25 protein-coding genes are annotated in these 25,390 nt (G+C 67.9%); 13 read left to right on the top strand and 12 right to left on the bottom strand.

The genetic code is table 11. From position 1 onward, the window contains the following. Window positions 1-222: 222 nt before the first annotated feature. Complete coding sequence (locus BMY69_RS06360) at window positions 223-621, bottom strand: ExbD/TolR family protein (RefSeq protein ID WP_090176149.1); 399 nt, start codon at window positions 619-621, stop codon at window positions 223-225. Between the two features lie 175 nt (window positions 622-796). Here BMY69_RS06360 and BMY69_RS06355 point away from each other — a divergent pair, with 175 nt between their 5' ends. Continuing rightward, the gene (locus BMY69_RS06355; RefSeq protein ID WP_143070397.1) at window positions 797-1,603 is read left to right on the top strand and encodes a DUF3014 domain-containing protein; all 807 of its coding nucleotides are present in this window, start codon (window positions 797-799) and stop codon (window positions 1,601-1,603) included. Window positions 1,604-1,694: 91 nt separating this feature from the next. Here BMY69_RS06355 and BMY69_RS06350 read toward each other — a convergent pair whose 3' ends face one another. Together BMY69_RS06350 and BMY69_RS06345 are read right to left on the bottom strand one after the other, a co-directional pair. Next, on the bottom strand, window positions 1,695-2,606 hold the full coding sequence (locus BMY69_RS06350; protein WP_090176144.1) for a peptidylprolyl isomerase: 912 nt from the start codon (window positions 2,604-2,606) through the stop codon (window positions 1,695-1,697). Window positions 2,607-2,653: 47 nt separating this feature from the next. Next, window positions 2,654-4,072 (bottom strand): aldehyde dehydrogenase family protein, encoded by a 1,419-nt coding sequence (locus tag BMY69_RS06345; protein WP_090176142.1) that lies wholly within the window; start codon window positions 4,070-4,072, stop codon window positions 2,654-2,656. A gap of 213 nt (window positions 4,073-4,285) precedes the next feature. Here BMY69_RS06345 and BMY69_RS06340 point away from each other — a divergent pair, with 213 nt between their 5' ends. The 3 genes from BMY69_RS06340 to BMY69_RS06330 all read left to right on the top strand — a co-directional run bounded on the left by BMY69_RS06340 (window position 4,286) and on the right by BMY69_RS06330 (window position 9,382). Further along, entirely contained in the window at window positions 4,286-5,173 is an 888-nt protein-coding gene (locus BMY69_RS06340) for a LysR family transcriptional regulator (protein ID WP_090176139.1), read from the top strand. A gap of 82 nt (window positions 5,174-5,255) precedes the next feature. Next, entirely contained in the window at window positions 5,256-7,481 is a 2,226-nt protein-coding gene (locus BMY69_RS06335; protein WP_090176136.1) for a DUF5916 domain-containing protein, read from the top strand. Between the two features lie 83 nt (window positions 7,482-7,564). Then, window positions 7,565-9,382, top strand: a complete 1,818-nt coding sequence (locus tag BMY69_RS06330; protein WP_218143129.1) for a glycoside hydrolase family 15 protein — start codon at window positions 7,565-7,567, stop codon at window positions 9,380-9,382. Window positions 9,383-9,401: 19 nt separating this feature from the next. Here the strand turns inward: BMY69_RS06330 and BMY69_RS06325 are convergent, their stop codons facing one another. Continuing rightward, window positions 9,402-9,701, bottom strand: coding sequence for a hypothetical protein (locus BMY69_RS06325; RefSeq protein WP_090052459.1), 300 nt, complete (start codon window positions 9,699-9,701; stop codon window positions 9,402-9,404). A gap of 96 nt (window positions 9,702-9,797) precedes the next feature. Between BMY69_RS06325 and BMY69_RS06320 the strand changes: the two genes are divergently transcribed. Next, window positions 9,798-10,394, top strand: coding sequence for a methyltransferase (locus BMY69_RS06320; protein WP_090176131.1), 597 nt, complete (start codon window positions 9,798-9,800; stop codon window positions 10,392-10,394). On the opposite strand, the gene BMY69_RS06315 is transcribed toward BMY69_RS06320, so the two are convergent. After that, entirely contained in the window at window positions 10,391-11,167 is a 777-nt protein-coding gene (locus BMY69_RS06315; protein ID WP_177191088.1) for a CPBP family intramembrane glutamic endopeptidase, read from the bottom strand. The genes BMY69_RS06320 and BMY69_RS06315 overlap by 4 nt on opposite strands. Before the next feature lie 121 nt (window positions 11,168-11,288). Between BMY69_RS06315 and BMY69_RS06310 the strand changes: the two genes are divergently transcribed. Then, on the top strand, window positions 11,289-12,866 hold the full coding sequence (locus BMY69_RS06310) for a TerC family protein (protein ID WP_090176127.1): 1,578 nt from the start codon (window positions 11,289-11,291) through the stop codon (window positions 12,864-12,866). Window positions 12,867-12,872: 6 nt separating this feature from the next. Here the strand turns inward: BMY69_RS06310 and BMY69_RS06305 are convergent, their stop codons facing one another. Beyond that, window positions 12,873-13,301, bottom strand: a complete 429-nt coding sequence (locus BMY69_RS06305) for an MAPEG family protein (RefSeq protein ID WP_090052467.1) — start codon at window positions 13,299-13,301, stop codon at window positions 12,873-12,875. Window positions 13,302-13,405: 104 nt separating this feature from the next. On the opposite strand from BMY69_RS06305, the gene BMY69_RS06300 reads away from it, so the two are divergent. Together BMY69_RS06300 and BMY69_RS06295 are read left to right on the top strand one after the other, a co-directional pair. After that, on the top strand, window positions 13,406-14,272 hold the full coding sequence (locus tag BMY69_RS06300; protein WP_090176124.1) for a KPN_02809 family neutral zinc metallopeptidase: 867 nt from the start codon (window positions 13,406-13,408) through the stop codon (window positions 14,270-14,272). A 4-nt stretch (window positions 14,273-14,276) separates the two neighbouring features. Further along, window positions 14,277-14,621: a YkgJ family cysteine cluster protein gene (locus BMY69_RS06295; protein WP_090176122.1), complete on the top strand. Its 345-nt coding sequence runs from the start codon at window positions 14,277-14,279 to the stop codon at window positions 14,619-14,621. Window positions 14,622-14,661: 40 nt separating this feature from the next. Here BMY69_RS06295 and BMY69_RS06290 read toward each other — a convergent pair whose 3' ends face one another. Then, window positions 14,662-16,491, bottom strand: coding sequence for a DEAD/DEAH box helicase (locus tag BMY69_RS06290; RefSeq protein ID WP_090176119.1), 1,830 nt, complete (start codon window positions 16,489-16,491; stop codon window positions 14,662-14,664). A 145-nt stretch (window positions 16,492-16,636) separates the two neighbouring features. Here BMY69_RS06290 and fghA point away from each other — a divergent pair, with 145 nt between their 5' ends. Further along, the gene (fghA, locus tag BMY69_RS06285; protein ID WP_090176116.1) at window positions 16,637-17,485 is read left to right on the top strand and encodes an S-formylglutathione hydrolase; all 849 of its coding nucleotides are present in this window, start codon (window positions 16,637-16,639) and stop codon (window positions 17,483-17,485) included. Next, complete coding sequence (rimJ, locus tag BMY69_RS06280) at window positions 17,482-18,036, top strand: ribosomal protein S5-alanine N-acetyltransferase (RefSeq protein ID WP_090176113.1); 555 nt, start codon at window positions 17,482-17,484, stop codon at window positions 18,034-18,036. The genes fghA and rimJ overlap by 4 nt, the downstream gene beginning before the upstream one ends. A gap of 54 nt (window positions 18,037-18,090) precedes the next feature. Here the strand turns inward: rimJ and BMY69_RS06275 are convergent, their stop codons facing one another. The 3 genes from BMY69_RS06275 to BMY69_RS06265 all read right to left on the bottom strand — a co-directional run bounded on the left by BMY69_RS06275 (window position 18,091) and on the right by BMY69_RS06265 (window position 20,700). Beyond that, on the bottom strand, window positions 18,091-19,467 hold the full coding sequence (locus tag BMY69_RS06275; protein ID WP_090052479.1) for a DEAD/DEAH box helicase: 1,377 nt from the start codon (window positions 19,465-19,467) through the stop codon (window positions 18,091-18,093). Between the two features lie 223 nt (window positions 19,468-19,690). Next, on the bottom strand, window positions 19,691-20,347 hold the full coding sequence (locus BMY69_RS06270) for a class I SAM-dependent methyltransferase (protein ID WP_090176111.1): 657 nt from the start codon (window positions 20,345-20,347) through the stop codon (window positions 19,691-19,693). Between the two features lie 53 nt (window positions 20,348-20,400). Continuing rightward, window positions 20,401-20,700, bottom strand: coding sequence for a hypothetical protein (locus BMY69_RS06265; protein ID WP_090176108.1), 300 nt, complete (start codon window positions 20,698-20,700; stop codon window positions 20,401-20,403). 123 nt (window positions 20,701-20,823) lie between these two features. On the opposite strand from BMY69_RS06265, the gene BMY69_RS06260 reads away from it, so the two are divergent. Next, window positions 20,824-22,059 (top strand): MFS transporter, encoded by a 1,236-nt coding sequence (locus BMY69_RS06260; protein ID WP_090052486.1) that lies wholly within the window; start codon window positions 20,824-20,826, stop codon window positions 22,057-22,059. Between the two features lie 52 nt (window positions 22,060-22,111). Continuing rightward, window positions 22,112-22,597: an FKBP-type peptidyl-prolyl cis-trans isomerase gene (locus BMY69_RS06255; protein WP_090176106.1), complete on the top strand. Its 486-nt coding sequence runs from the start codon at window positions 22,112-22,114 to the stop codon at window positions 22,595-22,597. Between the two features lie 68 nt (window positions 22,598-22,665). Here BMY69_RS06255 and BMY69_RS06250 read toward each other — a convergent pair whose 3' ends face one another. Both BMY69_RS06250 and BMY69_RS06245 read right to left on the bottom strand, forming a co-directional pair. Then, complete coding sequence (locus BMY69_RS06250) at window positions 22,666-23,163, bottom strand: Ohr family peroxiredoxin (RefSeq protein ID WP_090052490.1); 498 nt, start codon at window positions 23,161-23,163, stop codon at window positions 22,666-22,668. 128 nt (window positions 23,164-23,291) lie between these two features. After that, entirely contained in the window at window positions 23,292-23,864 is a 573-nt protein-coding gene (locus BMY69_RS06245) for a C40 family peptidase (RefSeq protein WP_090176104.1), read from the bottom strand. A gap of 164 nt (window positions 23,865-24,028) precedes the next feature. Here BMY69_RS06245 and gorA point away from each other — a divergent pair, with 164 nt between their 5' ends. Next, window positions 24,029-25,390: a glutathione-disulfide reductase gene (gene gorA, locus BMY69_RS06240; RefSeq protein ID WP_090052494.1), complete on the top strand. Its 1,362-nt coding sequence runs from the start codon at window positions 24,029-24,031 to the stop codon at window positions 25,388-25,390.

The raw sequence follows: 25,390 nt of genomic DNA, 5'->3' as shown, positions 1-25,390 counted from the left end.
TGCGGGAGACACCGCGCGCGATTGCCCGGCATCGTTAGCAGAGGCGAATTGTGTGACGCGCTTATCGGTTATTTGGCTAACGTTGTTCGCAGCCGGTGCATCGCGCGCTCACGCCGCGAGACATCGATGATCCAGTGGTTCGCGACGCGCTGGCGAATAACGCGCATACGAACGAGCTCCTGCCCACGGGCAGGAGCTCGTCGTTAGCAAACGGCCTGGCCCTCAGCGTTCGACGAATTCCACCTTCGCCAGGCCTTGCACTTTCGCCTCGGCGAGCACGCGGGCGACATCTTCGTACGACGCGCCATCGGCAGCCGCGACGTCGAGGACGGGCCGCGTCGTCCCGGCCGCCGCGAGGCGCATCTGTTCCACCAGCGTCGCGTCCGTGACCAGAACACCGTTCCAGAACGTGGATCCATCGGCATCGATGGCCACGCGGATCGGTTTCGGCGGCGTCGTATCCGTCGGCAGTCCGGCGGACGAAAACGACAGTGACGATTTATGAGCGATCACGGGAGCCGAGATCATGAAGATGATCAGCAACACCAGCAGGACGTCGACGAGCGGCGTGACGTTGATGCCCGAGATCGGGGCCTGATCGTGCCTTGCAGAGAAAGCCATGTTCTTCCTCCTGTGCGGCGATGCGGATTGTTCCCTGGGGGAGCCGGGCCGAAGGGGGATTGCCCGACGGATGCAGGTTATGCCCGTTCCGGCGCGGTTTGCAAGGAGAGGCGATTTGAACTCGACCACCCATTCGTAGTCCCATGGAAGCTTGGTTTTTCGTGGGAGCAGCAGGTTGAGCAGTCAGTCGTCGGGTTCGAAGTGGGTCGCGGGAGTTCTCGTCGTGGCCATCGCGGTGGTGGTCGGTGTGTTCGTCTATCGCGAGAAACAGGCGCGCGACGGCGCGTCCGCGCCGCCGCTTCCGGTGGCCAGTTCCTCCACGGGCGGGCCGGCGCAAGGCGCCCAGGGCGCGTCGCCGCCGTTGCATCCGGTCGATCCCGCGCATGCGTCGACCGCCGCGTTGCCGTCGCTCGATCAGAGCGACGACGCGATCCTCGCCGGGCTGCTGGGACTGACGAGCGACGACGCGCTGAAATCGCTGCTGCGTGGCGATGCGATCGTCTCGCGCATGGTCGCCACCATCGACGCGCTGCCGAAGCAGACGATCGGCATGAACGTGCTTCCGCTGCGGACGCCGACGGGGCGGTTCCAGGTGCAGTCCGACGACGGCATGTTCGTCGAGTCGAAGAAGAACGTCGAACGCTACGGCACCTACATGTACGTGGCCGATCGCGTGAGTCCAGAGGCCGCGGCGGCCTGGTACAAACGCCACTATCCGCTGTTCCAGAAGGCCTACGCGGACCTCGGCACCGGCGGTTACTTCAACAACCGACTGGTGCAGGTGATCGACCACCTGCTCGACGCGCCGGAGCCGAAGGGCGCGCTGCAGCTGATTCCGGCGAAGGTGGGCTACGTCTACGCGAACCCGACGTACGAGCAGCTGTCCGTCGGGCAGAAGTTCATGATCCGCGTGGGCGCGGAGAACGAGGCGAAGCTCAAGGCGAAGCTGCGTGCGTTGCGCGAGGCGATCGTGGCGGAGTGAAGACCGCCGCTGCGATCGGCTCCCACGCTTCGGTCACCGGCACGAGGCATGGCTACCGGAGGGTGGGAGCCGATCGCAGCGGCGACAGCCGTCAGGATTTCTTCGAAGGGTCGCGCACCGGCACGTTGATGTTGCACAGGTCGATCTTGCCGGCCGGGCGGGTGTAGAACGCGTCCCTGCGATTGCGCTTCGCCTCGACCAGCGCGGCGAACGTCTTGCTGTCGGTCCGCAGGACCTGGATCGGCGTGCGCTGTGCTTCCGGTACGTCCGCGGCGAGGCGAACGGAAGAGATGGTCACGCGCTGCGCAGGCTTGTCGTAAAAGCCCATCGGCTCGCCGCCACGCGGGTACGCCGACAGGATCTCCATGCCCTTGATCACCTTGCCGGCGACCGCGAGGTTGCGGTCGAGGTTGCGCGGCGCCTGTCCGATGATCGCGTACAGCGAGCTGCCGTTGCCGGTTTCCGCGCCCGTGTCGCGCGCCACGCCGACGGTGCCGTAGCAATGCGTTATCCAGGCCTCGCCCTGGCCGTCGCGAGCGACGGGGAAGCCGTCCGAAAAGCCCACTTCCGCGGCATAGACGTCACCGTCGGGCAGCTTCGTGAAGGGATAGGCCTTGCCGTCCTTGCGTGTGAATTCCGGCGCGAGGGTTTCCTTTGCCGTACCCAGCGATTTGGCCTTCTTCTTGTCGTCGCCGTCGGGATCGCCCCATTGGGTGACGAAGTTGTCCTGGACGCGGATGACCTGCGTGCCGTCGAAATAGTGTTCGCGGATCAACGTGCGGATGTTGGCCGCGTGCAGCGGCGACCACTCCTGCGCGAGCTCGATGACGACACGTCCCTGCGGCAGGTCCATGTAGACGAGGTTCTGCGGGTCGGGCGTCCGCCATTCGGCGGGCGTGGCCTTCGCGAGCAGCTCCTTGGGGGTGGGCGTCTTGGCCTCGTCCGCGAGGGAGGGCAGGGCGGCGAGCGCGATGGCGAGGGCAAGGCAGGTGCGTGCGAGCATGGGATCCCCGGGGTGTATGGACCCCGGGGACGTTAGCAGAGCGGCGCTCAGGCGGACAGGATCGCCTTTGGCTCCAGATAGGCTTCGAGCCCGAGAACGCCGTATTCGCGACCCTGGCCCGACTGCTTGAACCCGCCGAACGGCGCCTTGGGCTCGTGCGCCAGCGTGTTGATCAGCACGCGGCCGGCGTCGATCCGCGAGGCGACGCGAAGGGCGCGGGCGTCGTCGGTCGAATGCACGTACGCCTGCAGACCGTAAGGCGTGTCGTTGGCGATGGCGATCGCTTCCTCCTCGTCGTCGTAAGCGATGATGGACAGGACGGGGCCGAAGATTTCCTCGCGAGCGATCGTCATGTCGTTGGTGACGTCCGTGAACAGGGTCGGGCGCACGAGCCAGCCGCGGTCGTGGCCGTCCGGACGTCCTTCGCCACCGGCGAGCAGCCGGGCGCCTTCGTCCATGCCCTTGCGGATGTAGCCCTGCACGCGCTCCCACTGCTTCGCGCTGACCATGGGACCCACGGTGGTCGCCGGATCGTTCGGATCCCCAGACACCACGGCATCCACGGCGTCCTTCGCCATCGCCTCGAACTCGGCCAGCCGCGCGCGGGGGACGAGGATGCGCGTGCCCGCGATGCACGCCTGGCCGCTGTTGTTGAATCCCGCCATGACGGCGAGCGGCACGGCATTGCCGAAGTCGGCGTCGTCGAGGATCACGCTGGGCGACTTGCCTCCGAGCTCCAGCGTCACGCGTTTCAGCGTCGCCGCGCCGTCGCGGACGATGCCCTTGCCCACGGCCGTGGAACCGGTGAACGAGATCTTCGCGACGTCCGGGCTGCCGACGATTTCCGCGCCGACGACGTCGCCGCGACCGGTGACGATGTTGAACACACCCGCGGGCGCGCCGGCCTCGTGCAGCGCCTCGGTCACGATCTTCGTCTGCAGCGCGCTCATCTCGCTGGGCTTGATGACGACCGTGCAGCCGGCGGCGATGGCGGTGGCGAGCTTGCCGCAGATGAAGCCGGCATTGCTGTTCCACGGCGTGATCAGGCCCGCGACGCCCACCGGCTGCATGACGACGGTGGCGATGCCCATGCGGCGTTCGAAGTCGTAATGGCGCAGGGTGTCGATCGCGTCGAGGAAGACGCTCGAGGCGTGTTTCGCCATCCAGCTGCCGCGCGACACGGGGGCGCCGTATTCGAGACGGATCGCCTCGAAGAGGTCGTCCTCGCGCGCGGCGATCGCGTCGTGCATGCGCTGGAGCAACGCGATGCGCTCCGCGACGGTGCTGCGCGCGAAGCTCGCGAACGCGCGCTTCGCGGCGGCGATCGCGCGGCGGGCATCCTCGGCGTCGGCGAGGCGCACCGTGCCGATGACTTCCTCGGTCGCTGGGTTGAAGAGCTCGAAGCGCTCCTCGCCGTGGGGGACGACGAAGGCGCCGTCGATGTAGACGTGGTCGATGGTGTGCATGTGGGGAACTCCTCGGAACAGGTGGGTGGGGTAGGAGCGCGCCCTGCGCGCGAGATCTTCTCGCCGCTGTCCCGCGCGCCAGCTCCGGGTTATCGCCCCGGAACATGTCGCGCGCAGGGCGCGCTCCTACGTGCCGTTTCCCCAAAGATGCAGTCGCGCGATTAATCTGATAAGACGGACAAATCCGGATGACCTGTTAAGCGAGGGCGGACAATGCGACCGGGACTGACCGAACTGGAGGCCGTGCTGGCGGTGGCGCGGAAGGGCAGCTTCCGCGCGGCGGCGGCGGCGATGGAAATGTCGACGTCGGCCCTCAGCCAGGCGGTGGCTTCGCTGGAGACGCGGATCGGGACGCGCCTTTTCCACCGCACCACGCGTAGCGTCCGGCTGACGGAGGCGGGGGAGCGCTTCGTCGCGGAGATCGGCCCGGCGCTCGCGGACATCCACGGCGCCATCGAGCGCGCCGGCGACGAGGCGGGCGAGCCGTCGGGCACCCTGCGGATCAACACCTCCGCCGGCGCCGCGCGCCGCGTGATGCGGCCGTACCTGATTCCCTACATGCGACGTTTCCCGGGCGTGCATCTGGATCTGGTCACCGAGGACCGGCTGATCGACATCGTTCGCGAGGGCTTCGACGCGGGCTTCCGCACCGCGGACACGGTGCCCGGCGACATGGTCGCGGTGCCCTTCGGCGCGCCCGTGCGGTTCGCCGTCGTCGGCTCGCCCAGGTACTTCGCGGAACACGGCAGGCCACGCAGCCCCGCGGATCTGTCGAGGCACGCCTGCGTTCGCGCGCGCATGCCGGCCGGGCACATCTACCACTGGGAATTCGAAAAACGTGGCGACGCGATCGCCGTGGACGTCGACGGTCCGCTGACCCTCGACGAGCCGGAGCTGATGCTCGCGGCCGCGGAAGCGGGGCTGGGGCTGACCTACCTCGAGGAATTCAACGTGGCCGACTCGCTCGCGGCCGGACGCCTGGAACGCGTGCTCGACGACTGGACGCCGTCGTTCGACCGGCTGTGCCTGTACTACCCGGGACGCCGCCACGTGCCGGCGACGCTCCGCGCGTTGATCGACCTCATCAGGGAGACCGGCTGAGCGCCATGTGCCAAGGGTCATGGCAAACCTTCGCGGCGCGACAGGCATCCTTTCCCGCAAGTTCTCACGCCCCGGATCCTGCATGCGCCGTCGCGCCCTCCTTGCCTGCCTGCTCGGCCTCGCCGCGCCCGTCCATGCGGACGTGACGATCGACGGCCGGATCGATCCCGTCGAGTGGGCCGGTGCGCGGCGGATCGCCGATTTCCGCGATACCCAGCCCATGACGGGCAAGCCGGGCAGCCAGCCGACCGAAGCCTGGGTGCTGTCGACGCCGAAGGGCCTCGCCGTCGCGATCCGCGTCACGCAGTCGCCGGACATCCCGCGATCGCGCCAGCAGAGCCGGCGCGACGAAGACGCCAGCGTCGACCGCGTGAACGTAATGGTCGATTTCGACGCGGACGGGCGGGTCGGTTACGACTTCGAGATCAAATCGCAGGGTGGCATCGCCGACGAGGTGATCACCAACGAATCGGACTTCAGTTACGACTGGGACGGGCGATGGGACCATGCGGTGAGCGAAGACGCGGAGGGCTATTCGGTCGAGGTGCTGATCCCCTGGTACATCGCGCCGATGCGCAAGGCCGGCGGCGAAACGCGCACCATCGGGCTGTACATCGACCGCGTCATCGGCAGCACGGGCGAGCGCATGGCGTGGCCGGCGATCAGCTTCGATCGCGGGCGATTCCTCTCCAGCTTCCAGCGCGTGGAGCTGCCGGCGTATTCGCAGTCGCTGTTCGCCGTGACGCCCTACGTCGTCGGACGCGTCGACCGCGCGAACGGCGGCGCGTCGTTCCAGGAAGGCGCGGACATCCTCTGGAAGCCGAACGGCCAGACGCAGCTCACCGCCACGATCAATCCCGATTTCGGCCAGGTGGAGAGCGACGACCTCGTGGTGAACTTCTCGCCGGAGGAAACGTTCTTCACCGACAAGCGTCCGTTCTTCACCGAAAACCAGGGCATCTTCGACTTCAGCCTGCTCAACGACGACTCGCAGCTGGTCTATACGCGTCGCGTGGGCGGCGCCTCCGACGACGGCCGCGGCGCCGCGGACATCTCCGCGGCCGTGAAGGTCAACGGCAGCGTGGGCTCGACCAGTTACGGCATCCTCACCGCGCAGGAGAAGGGCGATGCGGGGCGGTCGTTCGGGGCGCTCCGGCTCAGCCAGAACGCGGGAACGCAGACATTCGGCCTGCTCGCCACGCACGTCGGCCATCCCTACCTCGACCGCGACGCGAACGTCCTTGGCTTCGATCACCGCTGGCAACCGAACGGCGCCTTCACGATCACGAGCAACATCGTCGGCAGCAAGATCGACCAGCCACGGGCCGGCACGTCGGGCCTGGGTGCGACCAGCGTCGCGTTCTGGGAGATGAACGATGTCTGGAGCCAGCAATGGCTGGGCATGTATTTCGGCAAGCGGCTGGACATCGACGATTTCGGCTATCTGCCGCGCAACGACATGACGTATCTGCATTACGAGGTGCGTCGGCGCGTCACGGGTCTGCCGGAGGATTCCGCCTATACGTCGCACCTGTGGCGCTACCGGATATCGGCGCTGCACAACACCGAAGGCCGTGCCGTGAACCGCCGGCTGCGCATCCAGCGCAACAGCCAGCGCCGCGACGGCGGACACGAGCTGTGGCGGCTGGACACCTTCACCGCCGCGTACGACGACCTGCTGACGCGCGGCAATCATCCGCTGCGCACGCCGCCGACCGCGCGGCTCAGCTACGAGCGCGATCGTCCGCGCATCGGTCGCTGGGCGTGGGAGGCCGAGGGCGTCCTCATGGGCAACCAGCTCACCGGTTACCACCGGCTGAGCTATTACTTCAAGTTCACCCCCACGTACTTCATCACCGACGCCTTCAGCGTCTTCGCGGGGGCCAGTTACGAATGGGACCCGAACTGGCTCATCTGGCAGCACGACAACCTCGTGGGCTCGTTCGACGGGCGCACGGTGGGCATCGACAGCGGCGTGAACTGGAACTTCGGCAACCGGCAGGAGCTGCGGGTCAAGCTGCAGACGCTGGCCGTGGGCGCGACGCTGCGCCAGCGGCTCGAAGTGACGCCGTCGGGTGGCACGGTAACGAGCGACGAGCCGATCGACGGGCTCGGCGTGGCGAATCTGGGGTTCCAGATCCGCTATCGCTACGAGATCGCACCGTTGTCCAATCTCTACGTCGTGTACAACCGTGGTGGCTATCGCGACGACACCGACGACGATGTCGGATCGCAGTTCCGCCACGGCTTCAGCCTGAAGGACGTGAACGAGGGGCTGGTCAAGGTGGCGTACCGCCTGGAGTTCTGACGCGCCACCGGTTCAGGGAGTAGAGCCGGGCTTCACGCGGCCTATGGCATTTCTTCGCCGGACGAGGGTCGAAGGAGACCGCAGTGCCACACCGAGCCAATCCGATGCCGGGCCGGACCATCGGCGATCACGGCATCATCGGCAACCTGGATACCACCGCGCTGGTGGCGCTCGATGGCACGATCGACTTCATGTGCTGGCCGCACATGGACAGCCCGTCGGTGTTCGCGTCGCTTCTGGATCCCGACAAGGGCGGCGAGTTCTCGATCTCGCCCGCATTGCGCGACGCGAAGAACATCCAGCTCTACATCCCGGAGACGAACGTCCTCCTGACCCGCTGGATGGCCGACGAGGGCAGCGTGGAGCTCGTCGATTTCATGCCGCACCCCGAGGCGGACGCCCGCGTGCCGCGGAGCCTGATGCGCCGCATCCGCGTGCAGCGCGGTACCGTGCGTATCCGGGCCTGCTGCCGCCCCCGGCTCGATTACGCGCGCTGCGTGCCGGAAGCGGCGGCGTACGGCGATACCGTGGTGTTCCATGACGGCGCGCATTCGCTGCGGCTTGGCGCGAGCGTACCCTTGCTCGCCGGCGACGGCGAGGCCTCCGCGGAGTTCGAGCTGCGGCCGGGCGACGAGGTCTGGTTCGCGCTCTGCGACGAGGCCATCGATCCGCCGGACGTCGCCGAGAGCGCGGCGGCACTCGAGGCGACCGCCGACGCGTGGCGCGCGTGGACCCGGCGGTCCACCTATCGTGGCCGCTGGCGCGAACGCGTGGAGCGCTCGGCCCTGGTGCTGAAGCTGCTGACGTCGCACGAGCATGGCTCCATCGCGGCGGCGGCCACGTTCGGCCTGCCGGAGGCCACGGGCGCGGAACGCAACTGGGATTACCGCGCGAGCTGGATACGCGACGCGTCGTTCACCGTCTACGCCTTCATGCGGCTCGGTCACATCGAGGAGGCCGAGCATTTCCGCCGCTGGACGGCGGCACGCATCATGGACCTGGACGAAGAAGCGTCGCTGCGCATCATGTACGCGCTCGACGGCGAGGAGGCGCAGGAGGAGTCGACGCTCGATCATCTCGCCGGCTATGCCGGATCGCGACCCGTGCGCATCGGCAACGCCGCGCGCACGCAGACGCAGCTCGACATCTACGGCGAGCTGATGGACAGCGTGTACCTCTCCAACAAGTACGGCACCGCGATCAGCCACGCGGAGTGGGAGCACGTGAAGCGGTTCGTCGACCACGTGCGCACGCACTGGAACGAGCCCGACGAAGGCATCTGGGAAATCCGCGACGCGTCGCGGCATTTCCTCCACTCGCGCCTGATGTGTTGGGTGGCGCTCGACCGGGCGGTGCGCCTGGCGATCAAGCGTTCGCTACCGGGGCCGCTCGTCGAGTGGGCCGCCGATCGCGACCGGATCGCCGAAGACATCTGGGCGAACTTCCGCCATCCGGAGCACGGCTACTTCGTGCAGACGCGTGGCGGCGTGGATCTCGACGCGTCGCTGCTCATGATGCCGCTGGTGCGTTTCGTCTCGGCGACGGATCCAGTCTGGCTGAAGACGCTCGACGCGATCCGGGACCACCTGACGGACGACGGGCTGGTCTTCCGTTATCGCAACGCGGACGGGCTGGACGGCGGGGAGGGTGCCTTCACGACCTGCACGTTCTGGTACGTGGAATGTCTGGCGCGGGCGGGACGCCTGCACGAGGCGCGCGAGGTGATGGCGCGTGGCGTGGTGTACGCGAACCACCTCGGCCTGTTCTCCGAGGAACTCAGCCTGCGGTCGGACCCGCTGGGCAATTTCCCGCAGGCCCTCACGCACCTGGCGTTCATCAGCGCGGCGTACTACCTCGATCGCCAGCTATCGAACCCGCAGGGGCAGGTCTGGCAACCCTAGGCGCGCGTCGCGCCCGGCATCAGATCTCGTTCTCGTCCGGGTCGACGAACTCAATGGCGGCCTCGCGGGTGCCCGCCGTTTCCTCGGCGACCTCGCGGACGCGCTCGCCGACCTTTTCGTTGGGCACTTCCACTTCGAGCGTGTACGTCCGCGAGCTCATGTCGTCGGACAGGTTCTGCGAGCTCGAGTCGTCGCGGAAGTCGTTCATGAAATCGTCGATCTCCTCGACGCGCTCCACCCGGTCGAGGCCGTGGATCGCGGTCTGGACGTCCTCGAAGACGTCGCGGTCGCCGGTGATGCGGAGCTGGATACGGGGCATGACGGTCTCCTGGTTCGATATCGTTCGATGCTGCGGCGGGCCATGTATGCCTGAAGTGTACGCCCCGCTACCATGCATGCTTTGCCGATACCGCCCATGACCAAGACCTACGACCAGGCGTATTTCGACAAGTGGTACCGCAGCGCGGACCACGCCGTCCGCTCGCCCGCCGAGCTGCAGCGCAAGGTGGCCATGGTGCTCGGCCAGGCCGAGTTCTATCTCGGCCGTCCGGTGCGCAACGTGCTGGACGTCGGCTGCGGCGAAGCCCCCTGGCGCGCCGTCCTGCGGCGCCTGCGCCCCGGCATCGCCTACCGTGGCCTGGAGGCCAGCGAATACGCGGTGGCGCGCTACGGCCGGTCCCGCGACATCGGCCTGGCGCGGTTCGGCCAGCTGGCCCACCTGCGCTTCGACACCCGCTTCGACCTGATTGTCTGCACCGACGTCATGCACTACCTCAAGCCCGCGGAGATCCGCGACGGGCTGATCGGCATCGGCGAGATGGTCGAAGGGCTCGCGTTCCTCGAGGTCTACACCCGCGAGGACGATCCCGGCGGCGATCGCGACGGGTTCATCGGTCGCCCGGCCGCGTGGTATCGCCGGGCCTTCGCCGAGGTGGGGCTGATCCCCGTCGGCTCGCAGTGCTACGCGAGCCCCCGGCTGGCCAGGCACGTGGCGGCGCTGGAAACCTTCTAGCTCGTCGTGGCGGTGAACCAGGCGATGGTGGCCAAGGCGTTGTTCGCCGCGTGCGTCACGAACGCCGGCCAGATCGAGCCGCTGCGCACCCGCAGCCAGGCGCAGAACACGCCCACGAGGATCAGGTTGGGCACGGCGTACCAGAGCCAGCCCAGATCGGGCAGGTGCACGACGCCGAACACGCCGGCCGAGATCGCCATGGCCCAGCCGTCGCCCAGGCGCGTGCGCAGGAGGGAGAGCAGGGCGCCGCGGAACAGCAGTTCCTCCACGGCGGGGCCGACGAGCACCACCACGGGCAACAGCGCGACGCGCATGACGATGTGGGCCTTGTCGGCGATGTCGGAAACGGCCTGGCTCACCTCGTGGCCGCCGGCCAGCAGCTGGGTCAACAGCCCGCCCAGGATGGGCGCGGCGATACCCATCGCGGTGCCGACGGCGATGTACGTGCCGGACGGGGCGTTGAAGCCGAGGCCGCCCGGACCGGCCTCGTGCGCCCGGGCCCGTCCCCAGCGGCGCAGGACCAGCCAGTAGGTGAGCGAGGCCGAGCACGCCAGCGTGAGGATGACCACCACGATCAGGCGGTCCGGCGCGTCCGGCACGGACGCCGGGAAGAGGCGCGTCAGCTGCATGGAGAGCCCGCCGAACAGGCCGCCGAAGGCGAACTGCATCGCGAAATAGGCGGCGATGCACAGAAGCGTCTCGATGACGCCCGGAGCGCGGCGCGGGGGAGCGATGTTGGTCGGTGGAAAAGCGGAGGTGTCGTCGTAAGCCATGCGCCAGCCTAGCCAAGCCCCCCGCCACCCGCAACGCGACGACCGGCACAGACCGTCACGCGAGGCCTGTATAGTGGTCCACCCCTGACGGAAGAAAACGGGCGCCCCGACGCGCCGACCCATGTTCGCATTCGACTGGTTAGCCGACCCATCGGCCTGGGCAGGTCTTCTCACGCTGATCGTGCTGGAGATCGTGCTCGGTATCGACAATCTCGTCTTCGTCGCGATCCTCGCCGACAAGCTCCATGCCCGCCAGCGCGACCACGCGCGCCTGCTGGGCCTCGGCCTCGCGCTGGTGATGCGCCTGTGCCTGCTCGCCGCCATGTCCTGGCTGGTGACGCTCACGCAGCCGCTCTTCGAGTGGCGTGGCTTCGGGCTTTCCTGGCGCGACCTCATCCTGATCGTCGGCGGCGCGTTCCTGTTGTTCAAGGCCACGCTGGAACTGCACGAACGCCTCGAGGCCTCGGAGCACGACGACGGCAAGGCCGGCCGGCGCGCGAGCTTCTGGCTCGTCGTCGCGCAGATCGTCGTGCTCGACGCCGTCTTCTCGCTGGATTCGGTGATCACGGCCGTCGGCATGGTCGATCACCTCTCCATCATGATGATCGGCGTGGTGATCGCGATGGCGCTGATGATCACCGCGAGCAAGCCGCTGACGACCTTCGTCAACGCCCGCCCGACGGTCGTGATCCTCTGCCTCTCGTTCCTGCTGATGATCGGCTTCAGCCTCATCGCCGAAGGCTTCGGGTTCCATATCCCGAAGGGCTACCTCTACGCCGCGATCGGCTTCTCGATCATGATCGAGGTCTTCAACCAGACGATGCGGCGCAATCGCCGCCGCTCGCTGCTGGTGGGTGGCCGCGTGATGCGCGACCGCACCGCGAAGGCGGTGCTGCGCCTGCTCGGCGGCAAGCCGGACGGCGAGGAAGGCGATACGGGCAAGGGCGAGGCCGTGCCGGCCGTGGCCGAGACGTCGGTCTTCGGCAAGGATGAACTCGAAATGGTGCAGGGCGTGCTCGATCTCTCCCAGCGCCCCGTGCGCTCGATCATGACGCCGCGCACGGAGATCGTCTGGGTGGATCCGGACGAGGACGCGGCGACGCTCCTCGCCGAGGCCCGGGAATCGCCGCATCACTGGATGCTGGTCGCCCGCGGCGACCTCGACGAACTGGTGGGCGTGGTGTCCTCGCGCGACCTGCTCGCCAGCCTGGGCGACCACGGCCGGCTCGACACCGATGGCGTGGTCCGCAAGCCCGTCACGGTGCTGGAGTCGCTCAGCGTGCTCCGCCTGATCGACGAGTTCCGCCGCGCCCCGTTGCAGATGGCGCTGGTCGTCGACGAGTACGGCAGCATCCTCGGGCTCGTCACGCCGGCCGACGTGCTGGAAGTGATCGCGGGCGAGTTCCCGAACGAGACGCGCGAGGGCGATCCCTCGGCGGTGAGCGAGCCGGACGGCGCGTGGCTGCTCGACGCCAGCCTCGACGTGCGCCGCGTGGAACACCTTCTTGGTCACCGCCTCCAGGGCGCGGCCGACGGTAACTTCTCGACGCTGGCAGGGTTCGTGCTGCAGCAGCTGGGTCGCCTGCCCACGGCCGGCGACCGCTTCGAGACCGACGGCATGGAGTTCGAGGTCACCGCGATGGAAGGCGCCCGTATCCAGCGCGTGCGCGTGATGGCGCTGGCGAACGACGACGAGTGACGGAACTCAGAGCGCCGCCGCGTCTTCCGGCGGCGTCGCGGCGTTTTCCATGATGGCCATGCCCATGCCGCCGGCCGCCATCAGCATCAACGCCGCCCAGGCCAGCATCGAGACCATGTAGCCGGGACCGCGCCGGCTCGCGTCGCGCACGTAGGCCACGGCGTACCACACGCGACCGGCCAGCCAGACCAGCCCCGCGATGCCCGCCCACAGCGGATCGACGTACTGGGCCGCCAGCCAGAGCGCGGGAATGAACATCACCGCGTTCTCGAGCGTATTCATCTGCACCCGCCAAGCCCGCTCGAACGCCGGGTCCCCGGAGATGGACGGCGCCTTGATGCCATAACGTTCACGGGCACGGCCTACCATCCAGACCGTGGCGAACATCAGTAGCAGGGTGAGCAGGGTAACGACGGCGGGGAGCTGACTGGTCATGAAACGATCCGGGGGATGTCATCGATCGCGGAGTGTACCGGCAACGGCCCGTGCGATCATGCCGAGCGCGTCCCAAAGAGGGCGCCTACATGGGAGGAACAGCCATGCTGTGGAACAAAGGCCGTAGAAGCGACAACGTGGAGGACGCGGGCGAGGGCGGTGGCGGGCCGTCGTTCGGCGGCCGCGGGCTCGGTATCGGCGGCATCATCGTGCTGGCCATCCTCGGCCTCGTCTTCTTCAAGGATCCCACGGCCCTGCTCGGCCAGGGGGACCCCGGCGCGGGAACGCCCACACAGACGCAGCAGGCCCCGCGGCAGGCCGCCGGCGACGATCCGCAGGTGGATTTCGTCCGTGCCGTCCTCGGCGAGACGGAGGACACCTGGGGCGAGATCTTCGCGGCGAACGGGCAGAGCTACGAGCAGCCGAAGCTGGTGCTGTTCCGTGGCGGCGTGCGCACGGCATGCGGCTCGGCGTCGTCGGCCGTCGGCCCCTTCTATTGCCCTGGCGACCACCGCGTCTACCTCGACCTCGGTTTCTTCCAGGACATGCAGACGCGCTTCCACGCCGCGGGCGATTTCGCGCGGGCATACGTCATCGCCCACGAGGTCGGCCACCACGTGCAGAACCTCACGGGCGTGTTCGACAAGGTCAACGATGCCCGCCGTCGCGGAGCGCGCCTCGAAGGTGCGAGCGGCCTCTCCGTCCGCCAGGAGCTCCAGGCCGACTGTTTCGCGGGTGTCTGGGCGAACCGATCGCAGCAGCGCCTGCAGTGGCTGCAGGACGGCGACATCGAGTCCGCGCTCAACGCCGCCACGGCGATCGGCGACGACACGCTGCAGGAACAGGCGCAGGGCAGGGTGGTACCGGACTCGTTCACCCACGGCACCTCGGCGCAGCGCGTACACTGGTTCCGCACCGGTTTCGAATCCGGCGACGTCGGCAAGTGCAACACCTTTTCAGGCTCGATCTAGACCCATGACTCACCCCTGCCTGCGCTGCGGCGCATGCTGCGCGACCTACCGCGTCGCCTTCCACTGGATGGAAACGGATCTGGCCGGCGGCATCACGCCGGCCGCGCTGACCGAACATCTCGACCCGCATCGCGTCGCCATGCACGGCACCAACGCGTACGAGCCGCGTTGCCGCTCGCTCGTCGGCGAGGTCGGCGTCGCCGCGCATTGCGGCGTGTACGAGGTGCGGCCTTCGCCGTGCCACGACCTCAAGCCCGCGTGGGAAAACGGCCAGCCCAGCCCGCAGTGCGACAAGGCGCGCATCCGCCATGGCATGCCACCGCTGACACCGGCGGACTTCGCGGCCTGAATCCAAAAAAAAAGGCCCCGTTTCCGGGGCCTTTCTTCGATCAGAAGTCGCGCTTCTTGCGCGGCGGCTTGCCGCCGCCCGGGCGATTGCCGGTCGGGCGGAAGTTGCCGCGCGGGCGCGGGGCGCCGCCGTGCGGGGCGCCGCTCTGCGGCGATTCCGTGCCGTCCCACTCGCTGATCTTCAGCTGCTGCTGCGCGACCCACACCTTCTTGAGGTGGTTGAACACGTCGGGCGGCATGCCGTCCGGCAGATCGATCAGGCTGTAGTCGTCGCGGATGCTGACACGGCCGATGAACTTCGCCTCGACACCACCCTCGTTGGCGATGGCGCCGACGATGTTGCCGGGCTTCACGCCGTGCTCGTGGCCGACCTCGATGCGGTAGGTCTTCTTGCCGTTCTCGGTCACGTGCGGACGCGGCTGGCGCATGCCTTCGCGCACCGGACGACGGTCGCTGAAGTCGCCACCGTCGCGCGGCGGACGCTCACGGTCGAACTCGCGCGGCGGGCGCTCGGTGTATTCGCGCTTCGGCGGCGGCTCGAGCAGCAGCGGCTGATCGCCCTGGGCGATGCGGGCCAGCGCGGCGGCGATCTCGATCGCCGGCACGTTGTGTTCCTGCTCGTACTTCTCGACCAGCTGCTGGAAGAGACCGAGGTCGCCGGTGGCGAGCGTTTCGGTGATGCGCTGGTTGAACTTGCTCACGCGCGTGTCGTTGACCGCTTCGATCGTGGGCAGCTGCATCTGCTCGATCGGCTGACGCGTCGCGCGCTCGATCTGGCGGAGCAGGTTGCGCTCGCGCGGCGTGACGAACAGGATCGCCTCGCCGCTGCGGCCCGCGCGGCCGGTACGGCCGATGCGGTGCACGTACGACTCGGTGTCGTGCGGGATGTCGTAGTTGAGCACGTGGCTGATGCGCTCGACGTCGAGGCCGCGGGCGGCCACGTCGGTGGCGATCAGGATGTCGAGCTTGCCGGTCTTCAGCTGGTCGATCACGCGCTCGCGCTGCGCCTGCGCGATGTCGCCGTTGATCGCGGCCGCGGCGAAGCCACGCGCCTGCAGCTTGCTGGCGAGTTCTTCGGTGGCGGACTTGGTGCGCGCGAAGACGATCATCGCGTCGAAGCTTTCCGCCTCGAGGATGCGCGTCAGCGCGTCCAGCTTGTGCACGCCGCTGACCCACCAGTAACGCTGGCGGATGTTCGCCGCGGTGGTGGTCTTGTTCTTGATCGTGACTTCGGCCGGATCCTTCAGGTAGGTCTGCGCGATGCGGCGGATGGGCGCCGGCATGGTCGCGGAGAACAGCGCCACCTGGCGGCCCTCGGGCGTCGCCTGGAGCAGCTTCTCGACGTCGTCGATGAAGCCCATGCGGAGCATCTCGTCGGCTTCGTCGAGCACCACGAAACGCAGGCCCGAGAGATCGAGCGTGCCCTTGTCGAGGTGGTCGATGACGCGACCGGGCGTGCCGACCACGACCTGCGCGCCGCGCTTCAGGCCCTGCAACTGCGGACCGTAGCTCTGGCCGCCGTAGATCGGCAGGACCTGGAAGCCCGGCAGGTACGTCGCGTACTTCTGGAAGGCCTCGGCCACCTGGATGGCCAGTTCGCGCGTGGGCGCGAGGACGAGCGCCTGCGGCTTGCCCGGCTTCAGGTCGATGCGCGACAGCACCGGCAGCGCGAACGCCGCGGTCTTGCCGGTGCCGGTCTGCGCCTGGCCGATGACGTCACGGCCTTCGAGCAGCGCCGGGATCGTGGCGGCCTGGATGGGGGAGGGGGTCTCGTAGCCGACTTCGGTCAGCGCGCGGACGACGTTGGCGTCGAGCGAAAGCGCGCTAAAACCGGGCAGGGCCGGAGCGTTTTCTGTATCGGGGGATGACATGGCGACCTCGGGAGGGGCGCGGCGGCGACATTCGGCGCCGGGCAGTAGCGGTATTGTAGCAGCGATATGCCCTTTCCGCCGTGAGCGTGGGCTACTGTCGCGTGCGCGTTACACTCTTCGGTCAGCTTTCGGAAGGGTCGGGCGGATGTCGGATATCGAAACGGTTTCGGAACAGCGCTGCTTCGGCGGTGTGCAGGGCTTCTTCACGCATCGCTCGGAGGCCTGCGGCGGGCCGATGCGCTTCGCCGTCTACCTGCCCCCCGCTGCGGAGAACGGCCCCGTCCCCGTGCTGTGGTACCTGGCGGGGCTGACCTGCACGGCCGAGACCTTCACGATCAAGGCCGGGGCGCAGCGTCTCGCCGCCGAACTCGGTCTCGCCCTCGCGATGCCCGACACGAGTCCGCGCGACACCGGACTGCCGGGCGCGACGGGCGACTGGGAGTTCGGCGAAGGCGCCGGGTTCTACCTCGACGCCACGGAGGAGCCTTGGAGCGACCGGTTCCGCATGTACAGCTACGTGGTCGACGAACTGCCGCGCGTCGTGTCCGGGGCGTTCCCGCTGGACATGGGTCGCCAGGGCATTTTCGGCCACTCGATGGGCGGCCACGGCGCGCTCACGATCGCGCTGCGCAACCCGGGACGGTTCCGCTCGGTCTCGGCGTTCGCCCCGATCGTCGCGCCGTCGGCCGTGCCGTGGGGCGAGAAGGCGTTCCCGCGTTACCTCGGGGACGATCGCAAGGCGTGGTCGAGGTACGACGCCACCGAACTGGTGAAGGACGGCGCGCGCTTCGACGGCGCGATCCTCATCGATCAGGGCGAAGCGGATGGCTTCCTCGTGAACCAGCTGCAGCCGCAGCGGTTCGAGGCCGCGTGCGAAGAGGTGGGCCAACCGCTCGAGCTGCGGATGCAGCCCGGCTACGACCACAGCTACTACTTCATCCAGACGTTCGTGGAAGACCATCTTCGCCATCATGCGAAAGCGCTGCTCGCATGAGCGAGCCGGTCAGGATGCGCACGGCGCGCACGATCGTGCGCCTGCTCGACACGGACGAAGCACCGCTGCTACAGCGCTATCGCGTGGAGAATCGCGATCACCTGCGGCCATGGGAGCCGCTGCGCACGGAGTCGCATTACTCGCTGGAGTGTTGCCGGCTGGCGATCGAAGCCGGACTCGAAGCGGCGCGCGCCGATCGCGGCTATCCGTTCGCCGTGCTCACCCCCGACGGCTCGGAGATGATCGCGAGCTTCACCTTCGCCAACGTCGTGCGGGGTGTCTTCCAGGCCTGCCATCTGGGTTATGGCATCGCGGCGCGGCACGAGGGCAAGGGCCTCATGTTCGAGGCGCTCGACGCCGGTGTCCGCTATGCATTCGGACCGCTGGACTTCCATCGCGTGATGGCGAATCACATGCCGCGCAACGAGCGGAGCGGGCGGCTGCTCGAGCGACTCGGCTTCGAGAGGGAAGGCTACGCGAAGCGCTACCTGAAGATCGACGGTCTATGGGAAGACCATGTCCTGACGTCGAAGGTCAGGACGCAGGGCTGAACGGCGGGGCCAGACGCGGGAGCGAACGATCGCCCCCGCGGCCGGCACAGCGGATCAGGCCTTGTTGGTCGCCGGGCCGCGACGCTGGCGACGGCGCTTGTGGTTGCCGGTGTTCTCGCCGGTGCCCGCGGCCGAATGGCCGTGCGGACGGTGCGCCGGCGAGCGGTTGCCGCCGGTGCCGCCGTTACGCGCACCGCCGTTGCCGCCCGGACGGCCCTGACCGGCGCCACCCTGCGAACGCGGCTGGCGCTGCTGCTGCTTCGGGCGCGGGGCGCCCGCGTCGAGGCGCAGCGGGCTGCTGGGTTCGAAGCCGGCGACGTTGCTGATCGAGAGATCGGTCTTCAGCAGGCGGCCGATGTCGCGCAGCAGGCCGGACTCGTCGTGGCTGACCAGCGAAATGGCCTGACCCTCGGCACCCGCGCGGCCCGTGCGGCCGATGCGATGCACGTAGTCTTCGGCCACCATCGGCAGGTCGAAGTTGATCACCACGGGCAGCTGGTCGATGTCGATGCCGCGCGCGGCGATGTCCGTCGCGACCAGCACGGTGATGCGGTTGGTCTTGAAGTCGGAAAGCGCGCGCGTGCGCGCGTTCTGGCTCTTGTTGCCGTGGATCGCCGCGGACTTCACGCCTGCCTGTTCCAGGTGACGCACGAGCTTGTCGGCGCCGTGCTTCGTGCGGCTGAAGACGAGCGTCTGGCGGCGGCTGTCCTGCGCGAGGATGTGCAGGAGCAGGTCGCGCTTGTTGGCGGCATCCACCGGATGCACGACGTGCGTGACCGTATTGGCGACGGTGTTGGCCGGCGCGGTGGAGACCTCGCGCGGCTCGCGCATGAACTGCTGCGCGAGCGCCTTGATCTCCGGCGCGAACGTCGCGGAGAACAGCAGCGTCTGGCGCTGGCGCGGCACGGCCGCGAGGATGCGCTTGAGCGCCGGCAGGAAGCCCATGTCGAGCATGCGGTCGGCTTCGTCGAGCACGAGCACGTCGACCTTCGACAGGTCGACCGAGCGCTGCTGCATGTGGTCGATGAGGCGGCCCGGGGTGGCGACCACGATGTCGACGCCGCGGCGCAGCGCCTGCAGCTGGTTGCCCATGCCGACGCCGCCGAAGATCACGGTGCTGGAGAGGCGCAGATACTTGCCGTAGTCGCGCAGGTTTTCCTGCACCTGGGCGGCGAGTTCGCGAGTGGGGGTGAGGATCAGCGCGCGGATCGGGCGACGGCCCTCCGTGCGGGTATCGCCGGCGAGGCGCTGCAGCACCGGGAGCGAGAAGGCGGCGGTCTTGCCGGTGCCCGTCTGGGCGGCGGCCATGAGGTCGTGGCCGGCGAGGACCTCGGGGATGGCGGCGGCCTGAATCGGCGTGGGCTTCTCATAGCCCGCTTCGGACAGCGCGCGCAGCAACGCGGGCGCGAGGCCCAGCGAATCGAAAGACATGGAGGAACTCCTGCGTGACTCGAGCGTTCCCTGGAACCGCGCTGCGAGTTATGGATTCGGCGACCGCGAGCCGTGACGAAGACGGCAGGCTGGTCGGTGTCGTGCGCGCTTCCGGGGGTGGGGGAACGGGCGGGAAGATCTCACGCCGGGGGTCCGCAAGGGAGTCGGAGCGCAGGCACGACCGGGGCAGTATACCTTATTGCGGCGCACAATGGGATTGGCGTCAGCGGGATGCCGTCATCAACCAGCTGTTGTACGGGGTGCGGCCGAACAGGGGCCGGAACGCGACCCGGATGCCGCGAGGCTCCAGCACACCGCGGATGTCGTCCTCCGTGGGAAAGTACTGGGCGCCGCCCGGGATCCAGCCGACCGCCTTGATGAATTTCTCTTCCCAGACGGTCGCCCGGTAGCGCCATGAACCGTCGCGGATGACGTTGCGCAGGATCAGCACGCCGTCGTCGGCGAGGTGGTCGACGGCGAACGTGAGCAGTTCGCCCTGCCGCTCCCGTGGGAGGTAATGCAGCACGTCGAGCATGGCGACGTGGCCGCGTACCCGCTGTGGCGTCGCCGCATCGGTCTCGCGCAGCGCGATCGCGTCGCCCAGGCCCGCACGCTCCGCGGCGTCGCGTCCCATGGCGATCTTCCGCCCGTCATGGTCCAGCCCGAGATAACCGTCGAGCACGTCGCGGTCGTGCAGGTAGTGGCCCAGCAGGCCGAGGCCGCAGCCGATGTCGAGCAGCGGAAGACGTCGCCCCGCGATGGCCTCAGCCGTGGCGGCATAGACGGGATCGGTCGCGAGCTTGCCGTGGATGTAGATGCGGTCGCCGGGGAGGCGAAAGCGCGAGGCGATGCGGCGTCGCGTGTGGCTGTCGGGGATCATGCGTTCGTCCGTCCTTAGAGAGGCCGGGGCGAGGATGGCCCCGGCCCGTACGCTCAGTTCTGGTTCTGCGGCCGCGCGCTCGCCTTGTTGACGTACGCGTCGTACTCGCCCTTGTCCACCTTGCCGTCGTGGTTCGTGTCGGCTTCGTTGTAGTGCGCGCGAAGCTCCTTCACCGCGTCGTTGTCCTTGGGCAGGTCGCTGCGCTTGACGGACTTGCCGTCCTTGCTCACTTCCGAGAACGCGGGCGCACCGCTCTTGCCGGCGTCGTCCTGGGGCGTACCGTGCGCGAAAGCGGCGCCGGTGCCAAGGGTGGCGAGGAGGGCGAATGAAACGATCGATCGCGAGAACTTCATCGAGTACTCCGTCTGTCGTGATGTGGGCCAGTGTAACGAGACACCGTCATGGCGCCGTGAGGCGCCCGGTCGATCTTAGCCCTGTGCTAGCCTCGGCGCCGCCCATGGCTTAAGGAATTTCTCATGCCACTGCCTGCCGCGCTGCGCGATCTCGACCACACGCAGCGGCACACGGTCATCGCCAGCTTCCTCGGCTGGACGCTCGACGCGTTCGACTACTTCCTGCTCACCTTCGTCATCCTCGCGGTGGCCGCCGAATTCCATGTGCCGAGGCAGGAGGTGACCTACGGCCTGTTCCTGACGCTCGCGGCGCGACCCATCGGCGCGCTGATCTTCGGCCGTCTCGCCGACCGCTACGGGCGTCGTCCCGTGCTGATGTTCGACATCGTGCTGTTCTCGGTGCTTGAAGTGCTGTGCGCGTTCGCGCCGTCGCTGGGCATCCTGCTCGGTCTGCGTTTCCTGTTCGGCATCGCGATGGGTGGCGAATGGGGCATCGGCGCGTCGCTGGCGATGGAATCGATCCCCGCGAAGTCGCGCGGGTTCGTGTCGGGCCTGCTGCAGAGCGGCTATCCGTGCGGCTTCTTCCTGGCCGCGCTGGCGAACTGGCTGCTGGTCGACCACATCGGCTGGCGCGGGCTTTTCGTGGTCGGTGCGCTTCCCGCGCTGCTGGTGCTCTACATCCGCCGCAAGGTGCCCGAGTCGCCGGTCTGGGAAGGGCGTCGCGCGCATGCGCGAGAGAGCGTGTTCGTCTCGATGCGCGGGCACTGGAAGCTCTTCGTCTACCTCATGCTGCTGATGGCCGCGTTCAACATGTTCAGCCATGGCTCGCAGGACATGTACCCGACGTTCGTGCAGGAGACGCTGAAGATTCCCGCGGGCTCCGGCACGGCATTCATGCTCACGGCGCTGCTCAACCTCGGCGCGCTCGCCGGCGGTCTCACGTTCGGATCGCTGTCCGAACGTATCGGCCGACGCCGGGCGATCATCCTCGCCGCCTTGCTTGCCATCCCGGTGATCCCGTTGTGGACGCATGGCGGCTCGCTGCTCCTGCTTGGCCTCGGCGCCTTCCTGATCCAGGTGATGGTGCAGGGCGCCTGGGGCGTGGTGCCGACGCACCTCAACGAGCTGTCGCCCGACGCGGTGCGCGGCACGCTGCCGGGCTTCGCCTATCAGATGGGCAACCTGCTGGCCGCCATCACGGCCACGGCGCAGACCTGGCTGGCGGACCGGCACGGCGGCGACTTCGCCTTCGCCATGTCCACGTGGATCGCCGCGGTGGCCGTGCTCCTGGCCCTGCTCACGTGGCTGGGTCCGGAGGCGAGGGGCGTCGGCTTCGGCAAGGACCGGGGGACGGCGTGACGCCGCGCCCCGGCGCGGCTAAAATGGCGGTTTTCCTCGGGTAGAAACCAACATGCAGGCTGGCAAGGACAAGGTCATCTCGTTCCACTACACCCTTTCCGTGAATGGCGAGAAGGTCGAAAGCTCCTTGGACGGCGGCGAGCCGCTGTGGATCCTGCTCGGCCACGGCCAGCTGATCCCGGGCATGGAAGCGGGCCTTGAAGGCAAGTCCGCCGGCGACAAGGTCGATCTCACGATCGAGCCGGAGCAGGGCTACGGCGTTCGCCAGGAAGGCATGACCCAGCGCGTGCCGAAGAAGTACTTCCCGCAGCAGGGCAAGGGCCTCAAGGCCGGCGACAGCACCGTGCTCTCGCTGAAGGAAGGCGGCAACCGTGTCGTCGTCGTGCAGAAGGTGGGCTCCAGCGTCGTCGACATCGACCTGAACCACCCGATGGCCGGCAAGACCCTCAACTTCAGCATCGACGTGCAGACCGTCCGCGACGCCTCGGAAGAGGAAATCGCGCACGGTCACGCGCATCCGAACGGCGACGCGCACTAAGCGTTCTTCCGCACGAAAAGAAAGGCGCCCATCGGGCGCCTTTTTTTTGCTTCGCTTCGGGTGCCCGATCAGGCGGCCGGGAAGACCTTCGTGCCGTTCACGGTGATCTCGACGTCGATGTTGCCGTGCGTGGCGTGCGAGTACGGGCAAACCTCGTTGTGCGCCTGGAGGACGATTTCCTTGGCCTTGGCGGCATCGTTCTCGAGGCTCGGCAGGTGCACGTCGAGCTTGGCGCGGATGGCGAAGCCCTTGCCGTCCTTGCGCTTGCCGAGCTGCACTTCGCTGTCGACGCCGACGCCGTCCACCTTCACCTTCTGGTTGCCGGCGACGAAGCGCACGGCGCCCTCGAAGCACGCGGCGTAGCCCACGGCGAACAGCTGCTCGGGATTGTTGCCACCGCCATTGCCACCCATCGACTTCGGCAGGCGCAGGTCGACCTTCAGCGGGTCGTCGCCCTGGGTTTCGCCGTGGCCGGTGCGGCCGCCCTCGACCTTCGCCTTGACGAAGTACAGCTGGTCGCCGTCGAACTGGGAGATGGTGCCGTCGAACTTGGATGCGTCGCTCATTGCAGTGTCCTTGTCGTCATCAGGGGAGGAGAGGTCCGGCGTCGCCGGCCACGGAGATAATGAAAGCACGCTATTGAATAGCGCGCAACTTAAATTTTCAGTGATCCGCCCTCGGCGTTGCCATCTGTTCAGTTCAGGACGCGACGTCCGTAGACGAAGTTCTCTTTCCAGTAGGCGCCGTCGAGCTCGTCCAACCGTACCGTACCGCCGGAGTTCGGGGCGTGGACGAAACGACCCTTGCCGACGTAAACCCCGACGTGGTTCACGTGGCCCCGGCCGAAGAACACGAGGTCGCCGCTGGCGAGTTCGTCCTCGCCGACGCGGGGCTTGTCCAGCGCGGCCATCTCCGCCGACGTGCGGGGGAGTTTCAGGCCGGTGGAGGTGAGGTAGATGTAGTTGATCAGGCCGCTGCAGTCGAAACCGCCCTGCGGGGTATTGCCACCCCAGCGATAGGGCGTGCCGACGAGGCCGATGGCGCGGAACAGCACGTCGTTGGCCGCGTCGGCCGGGGGCGCGGCGGCGGGTTGGTTGGACCAGCCGAGGTTCTTCGCGATCGGAACCGCCGAGGCCGGATTGCGGCGCTGCGAGGAGGACGGCTTGTGCGGGGCGCTCCCGCACGCGACGAGCAGCGCCAGCACGGCGCTTGTGACGAACGGGCGGAGCCATGTCCGGGGCTGGGCGAAGCGGGCAAAGCGGTACATCGGGCGTTTCCCCTGTCAGGATCGGCGCAACGAGGTTATCAAATCAATGGGTTGCTAGGAATACCTGTCAAACCGCGCGAACGCTCGGTCTGGACGGTGTTTCGATCAAGCCGGGGCCGGAGGGCTTCTGTTACGGTGTGCGATCCCCATCGCTGGAGTGATGCATGACCGTGGAATCCTTCGACCTCATCGTGATCGGCGGTGGCTCGGGTGGGCTCGCGGCGGCGATACGCGCCTCGAAACACGGTGCGCGGGTCGCCTTGCTGGAACCAAAGGAGCTGGGCGGAACCTGCGTCAACGTCGGTTGCGTACCGAAGAAGGCCATGTGGTACGCGGCGCAGATGGCGGAAGCGCAGTACATCGCCGTCGATTACGGCTTCGCCGACAAGCCCGGCAGCCTCGACTGGCCACGCTTCATCGAGCGACGCGACGCGTACATCGATCGCATCCACACCAAGTACAAGCAGACCCTCGACACCGGTCACGTCACGCTGATCCGCGAGGCGGGGCGCTTCCTCGCGGCGGACCGCATCCAGGCGGGTGCGCGCGAGCTCACCGCGCCGCACGTGATTGTCGCCACCGGCTCCAGTGCGAACACGCTCGACAAGCCCGGCTTCGAACGGGCCATGACGTCGGACGACTTCTTCGACCTGCGCGCGTGCCCGCGTCGCACGGCGATCATCGGCGGCGGGTACATCGCCGTCGAACTGGCCGGGGTGCTGCGCGCGCTCGGCAGCGATGTCGATGTCTTCGTGCGTGGCCGGCTGATGAGCGGATTCGACGAGGAAATGGCCTATGGCCTTGGCGACGAGATGCGCCAGCACGGCATCCGCATCCATTACCGCTGCCAGATCGACGCGGCGCACGAGAAGGACGGCATGCTGCTGCTCGACTGCGATACCGGGGACCACCCCGGACCCTACGACGCGCTGATCCTGGCGGTGGGCCGGCACGCGAACACCGGATCGCTCGATATCGGCCGGATCGGCCTGGAGACCGATGCGGACGGCTTCATCGCCATCGACGATTACCAGAACACGAACGTTCCCGGGGTCTACGCGATCGGCGACGTCACGCCACGCCTCGCGCTGACGCCCGTGGCGGTCTCGGCGGGCCGCAAGCTCGCCGACCGTCTGTTCGCGGGCAAGACCGAGGCGAAACTCGATTACCAGAACATCCCCAGTGTCGTGTTTTCGCACCCGCCGCTGGGCACCATCGGCATGAACGAGCAGCAGGCGCGCGAGCGTTACGGCGCGGACGTGCACCTCTACAAGCAGTCGTTCGTGCCGATGCAGCTCGCGCTGGCGCATCGTCCGATGACGACGCGATTCAAGCTCATCTGCGTCGGCGACGATTCGAAGATCGTCGGCATGCAGATGCTGGGGCCGGGCGTGGACGAGATCCTCCAGGGCTTCGCCGTGGCGATCAAGATGGGCGCCACCAAGGCCGACCTCGACGCCACCCTGGCGATCCATCCGACCTCGGCGGAGGAGATGGTGCTGATGGGCGATCGCGTGCCGGGTTGA

The organism is Luteibacter sp. UNC138MFCol5.1 (genome assembly GCF_900110505.1).
GTDB lineage: Bacteria > Pseudomonadota > Gammaproteobacteria > Xanthomonadales > Rhodanobacteraceae > Luteibacter.
This window is presented reverse-complemented; position numbering and strand designations above follow the sequence as displayed.

Excerpts from the sequence above, each read along its gene's own strand:
- BMY69_RS06360 (WP_090176149.1), bottom strand. The coding sequence starts at position 621 with ATGGCTTTCTCTGCAAGGCACGATCAGGCCCCGATCTCGGGCATCAAC.
- BMY69_RS06350 (WP_090176144.1), bottom strand. The coding sequence starts at position 2,606 with ATGCTCGCACGCACCTGCCTTGCCCTCGCCATCGCGCTCGCCGCCCTG.
- BMY69_RS06345 (WP_090176142.1), bottom strand. The coding sequence starts at position 4,072 with ATGCACACCATCGACCACGTCTACATCGACGGCGCCTTCGTCGTCCCC.
- BMY69_RS06340 (WP_090176139.1), top strand. The coding sequence starts at position 4,286 with ATGCGACCGGGACTGACCGAACTGGAGGCCGTGCTGGCGGTGGCGCGG.
- BMY69_RS06335 (WP_090176136.1), top strand. The coding sequence starts at position 5,256 with ATGCGCCGTCGCGCCCTCCTTGCCTGCCTGCTCGGCCTCGCCGCGCCC.
- BMY69_RS06325 (WP_090052459.1), bottom strand. The coding sequence starts at position 9,701 with ATGCCCCGTATCCAGCTCCGCATCACCGGCGACCGCGACGTCTTCGAG.
- BMY69_RS06320 (WP_090176131.1), top strand. The coding sequence starts at position 9,798 with ATGACCAAGACCTACGACCAGGCGTATTTCGACAAGTGGTACCGCAGC.
- BMY69_RS06315 (WP_177191088.1), bottom strand. The coding sequence starts at position 11,167 with ATGGCTTACGACGACACCTCCGCTTTTCCACCGACCAACATCGCTCCC.
- BMY69_RS06310 (WP_090176127.1), top strand. The coding sequence starts at position 11,289 with ATGTTCGCATTCGACTGGTTAGCCGACCCATCGGCCTGGGCAGGTCTT.
- BMY69_RS06305 (WP_090052467.1), bottom strand. The coding sequence starts at position 13,301 with ATGACCAGTCAGCTCCCCGCCGTCGTTACCCTGCTCACCCTGCTACTG.
- BMY69_RS06300 (WP_090176124.1), top strand. The coding sequence starts at position 13,406 with ATGCTGTGGAACAAAGGCCGTAGAAGCGACAACGTGGAGGACGCGGGC.
- BMY69_RS06295 (WP_090176122.1), top strand. The coding sequence starts at position 14,277 with ATGACTCACCCCTGCCTGCGCTGCGGCGCATGCTGCGCGACCTACCGC.
- BMY69_RS06290 (WP_090176119.1), bottom strand. The coding sequence starts at position 16,491 with ATGTCATCCCCCGATACAGAAAACGCTCCGGCCCTGCCCGGTTTTAGC.
- fghA (WP_090176116.1), top strand. The coding sequence starts at position 16,637 with ATGTCGGATATCGAAACGGTTTCGGAACAGCGCTGCTTCGGCGGTGTG.
- rimJ (WP_090176113.1), top strand. The coding sequence starts at position 17,482 with ATGAGCGAGCCGGTCAGGATGCGCACGGCGCGCACGATCGTGCGCCTG.
- BMY69_RS06275 (WP_090052479.1), bottom strand. The coding sequence starts at position 19,467 with ATGTCTTTCGATTCGCTGGGCCTCGCGCCCGCGTTGCTGCGCGCGCTG.
- BMY69_RS06270 (WP_090176111.1), bottom strand. The coding sequence starts at position 20,347 with ATGATCCCCGACAGCCACACGCGACGCCGCATCGCCTCGCGCTTTCGC.
- BMY69_RS06265 (WP_090176108.1), bottom strand. The coding sequence starts at position 20,700 with ATGAAGTTCTCGCGATCGATCGTTTCATTCGCCCTCCTCGCCACCCTT.
- BMY69_RS06260 (WP_090052486.1), top strand. The coding sequence starts at position 20,824 with ATGCCACTGCCTGCCGCGCTGCGCGATCTCGACCACACGCAGCGGCAC.
- BMY69_RS06255 (WP_090176106.1), top strand. The coding sequence starts at position 22,112 with ATGCAGGCTGGCAAGGACAAGGTCATCTCGTTCCACTACACCCTTTCC.
- BMY69_RS06250 (WP_090052490.1), bottom strand. The coding sequence starts at position 23,163 with ATGAGCGACGCATCCAAGTTCGACGGCACCATCTCCCAGTTCGACGGC.
- BMY69_RS06245 (WP_090176104.1), bottom strand. The coding sequence starts at position 23,864 with ATGTACCGCTTTGCCCGCTTCGCCCAGCCCCGGACATGGCTCCGCCCG.
- gorA (WP_090052494.1), top strand. The coding sequence starts at position 24,029 with ATGACCGTGGAATCCTTCGACCTCATCGTGATCGGCGGTGGCTCGGGT.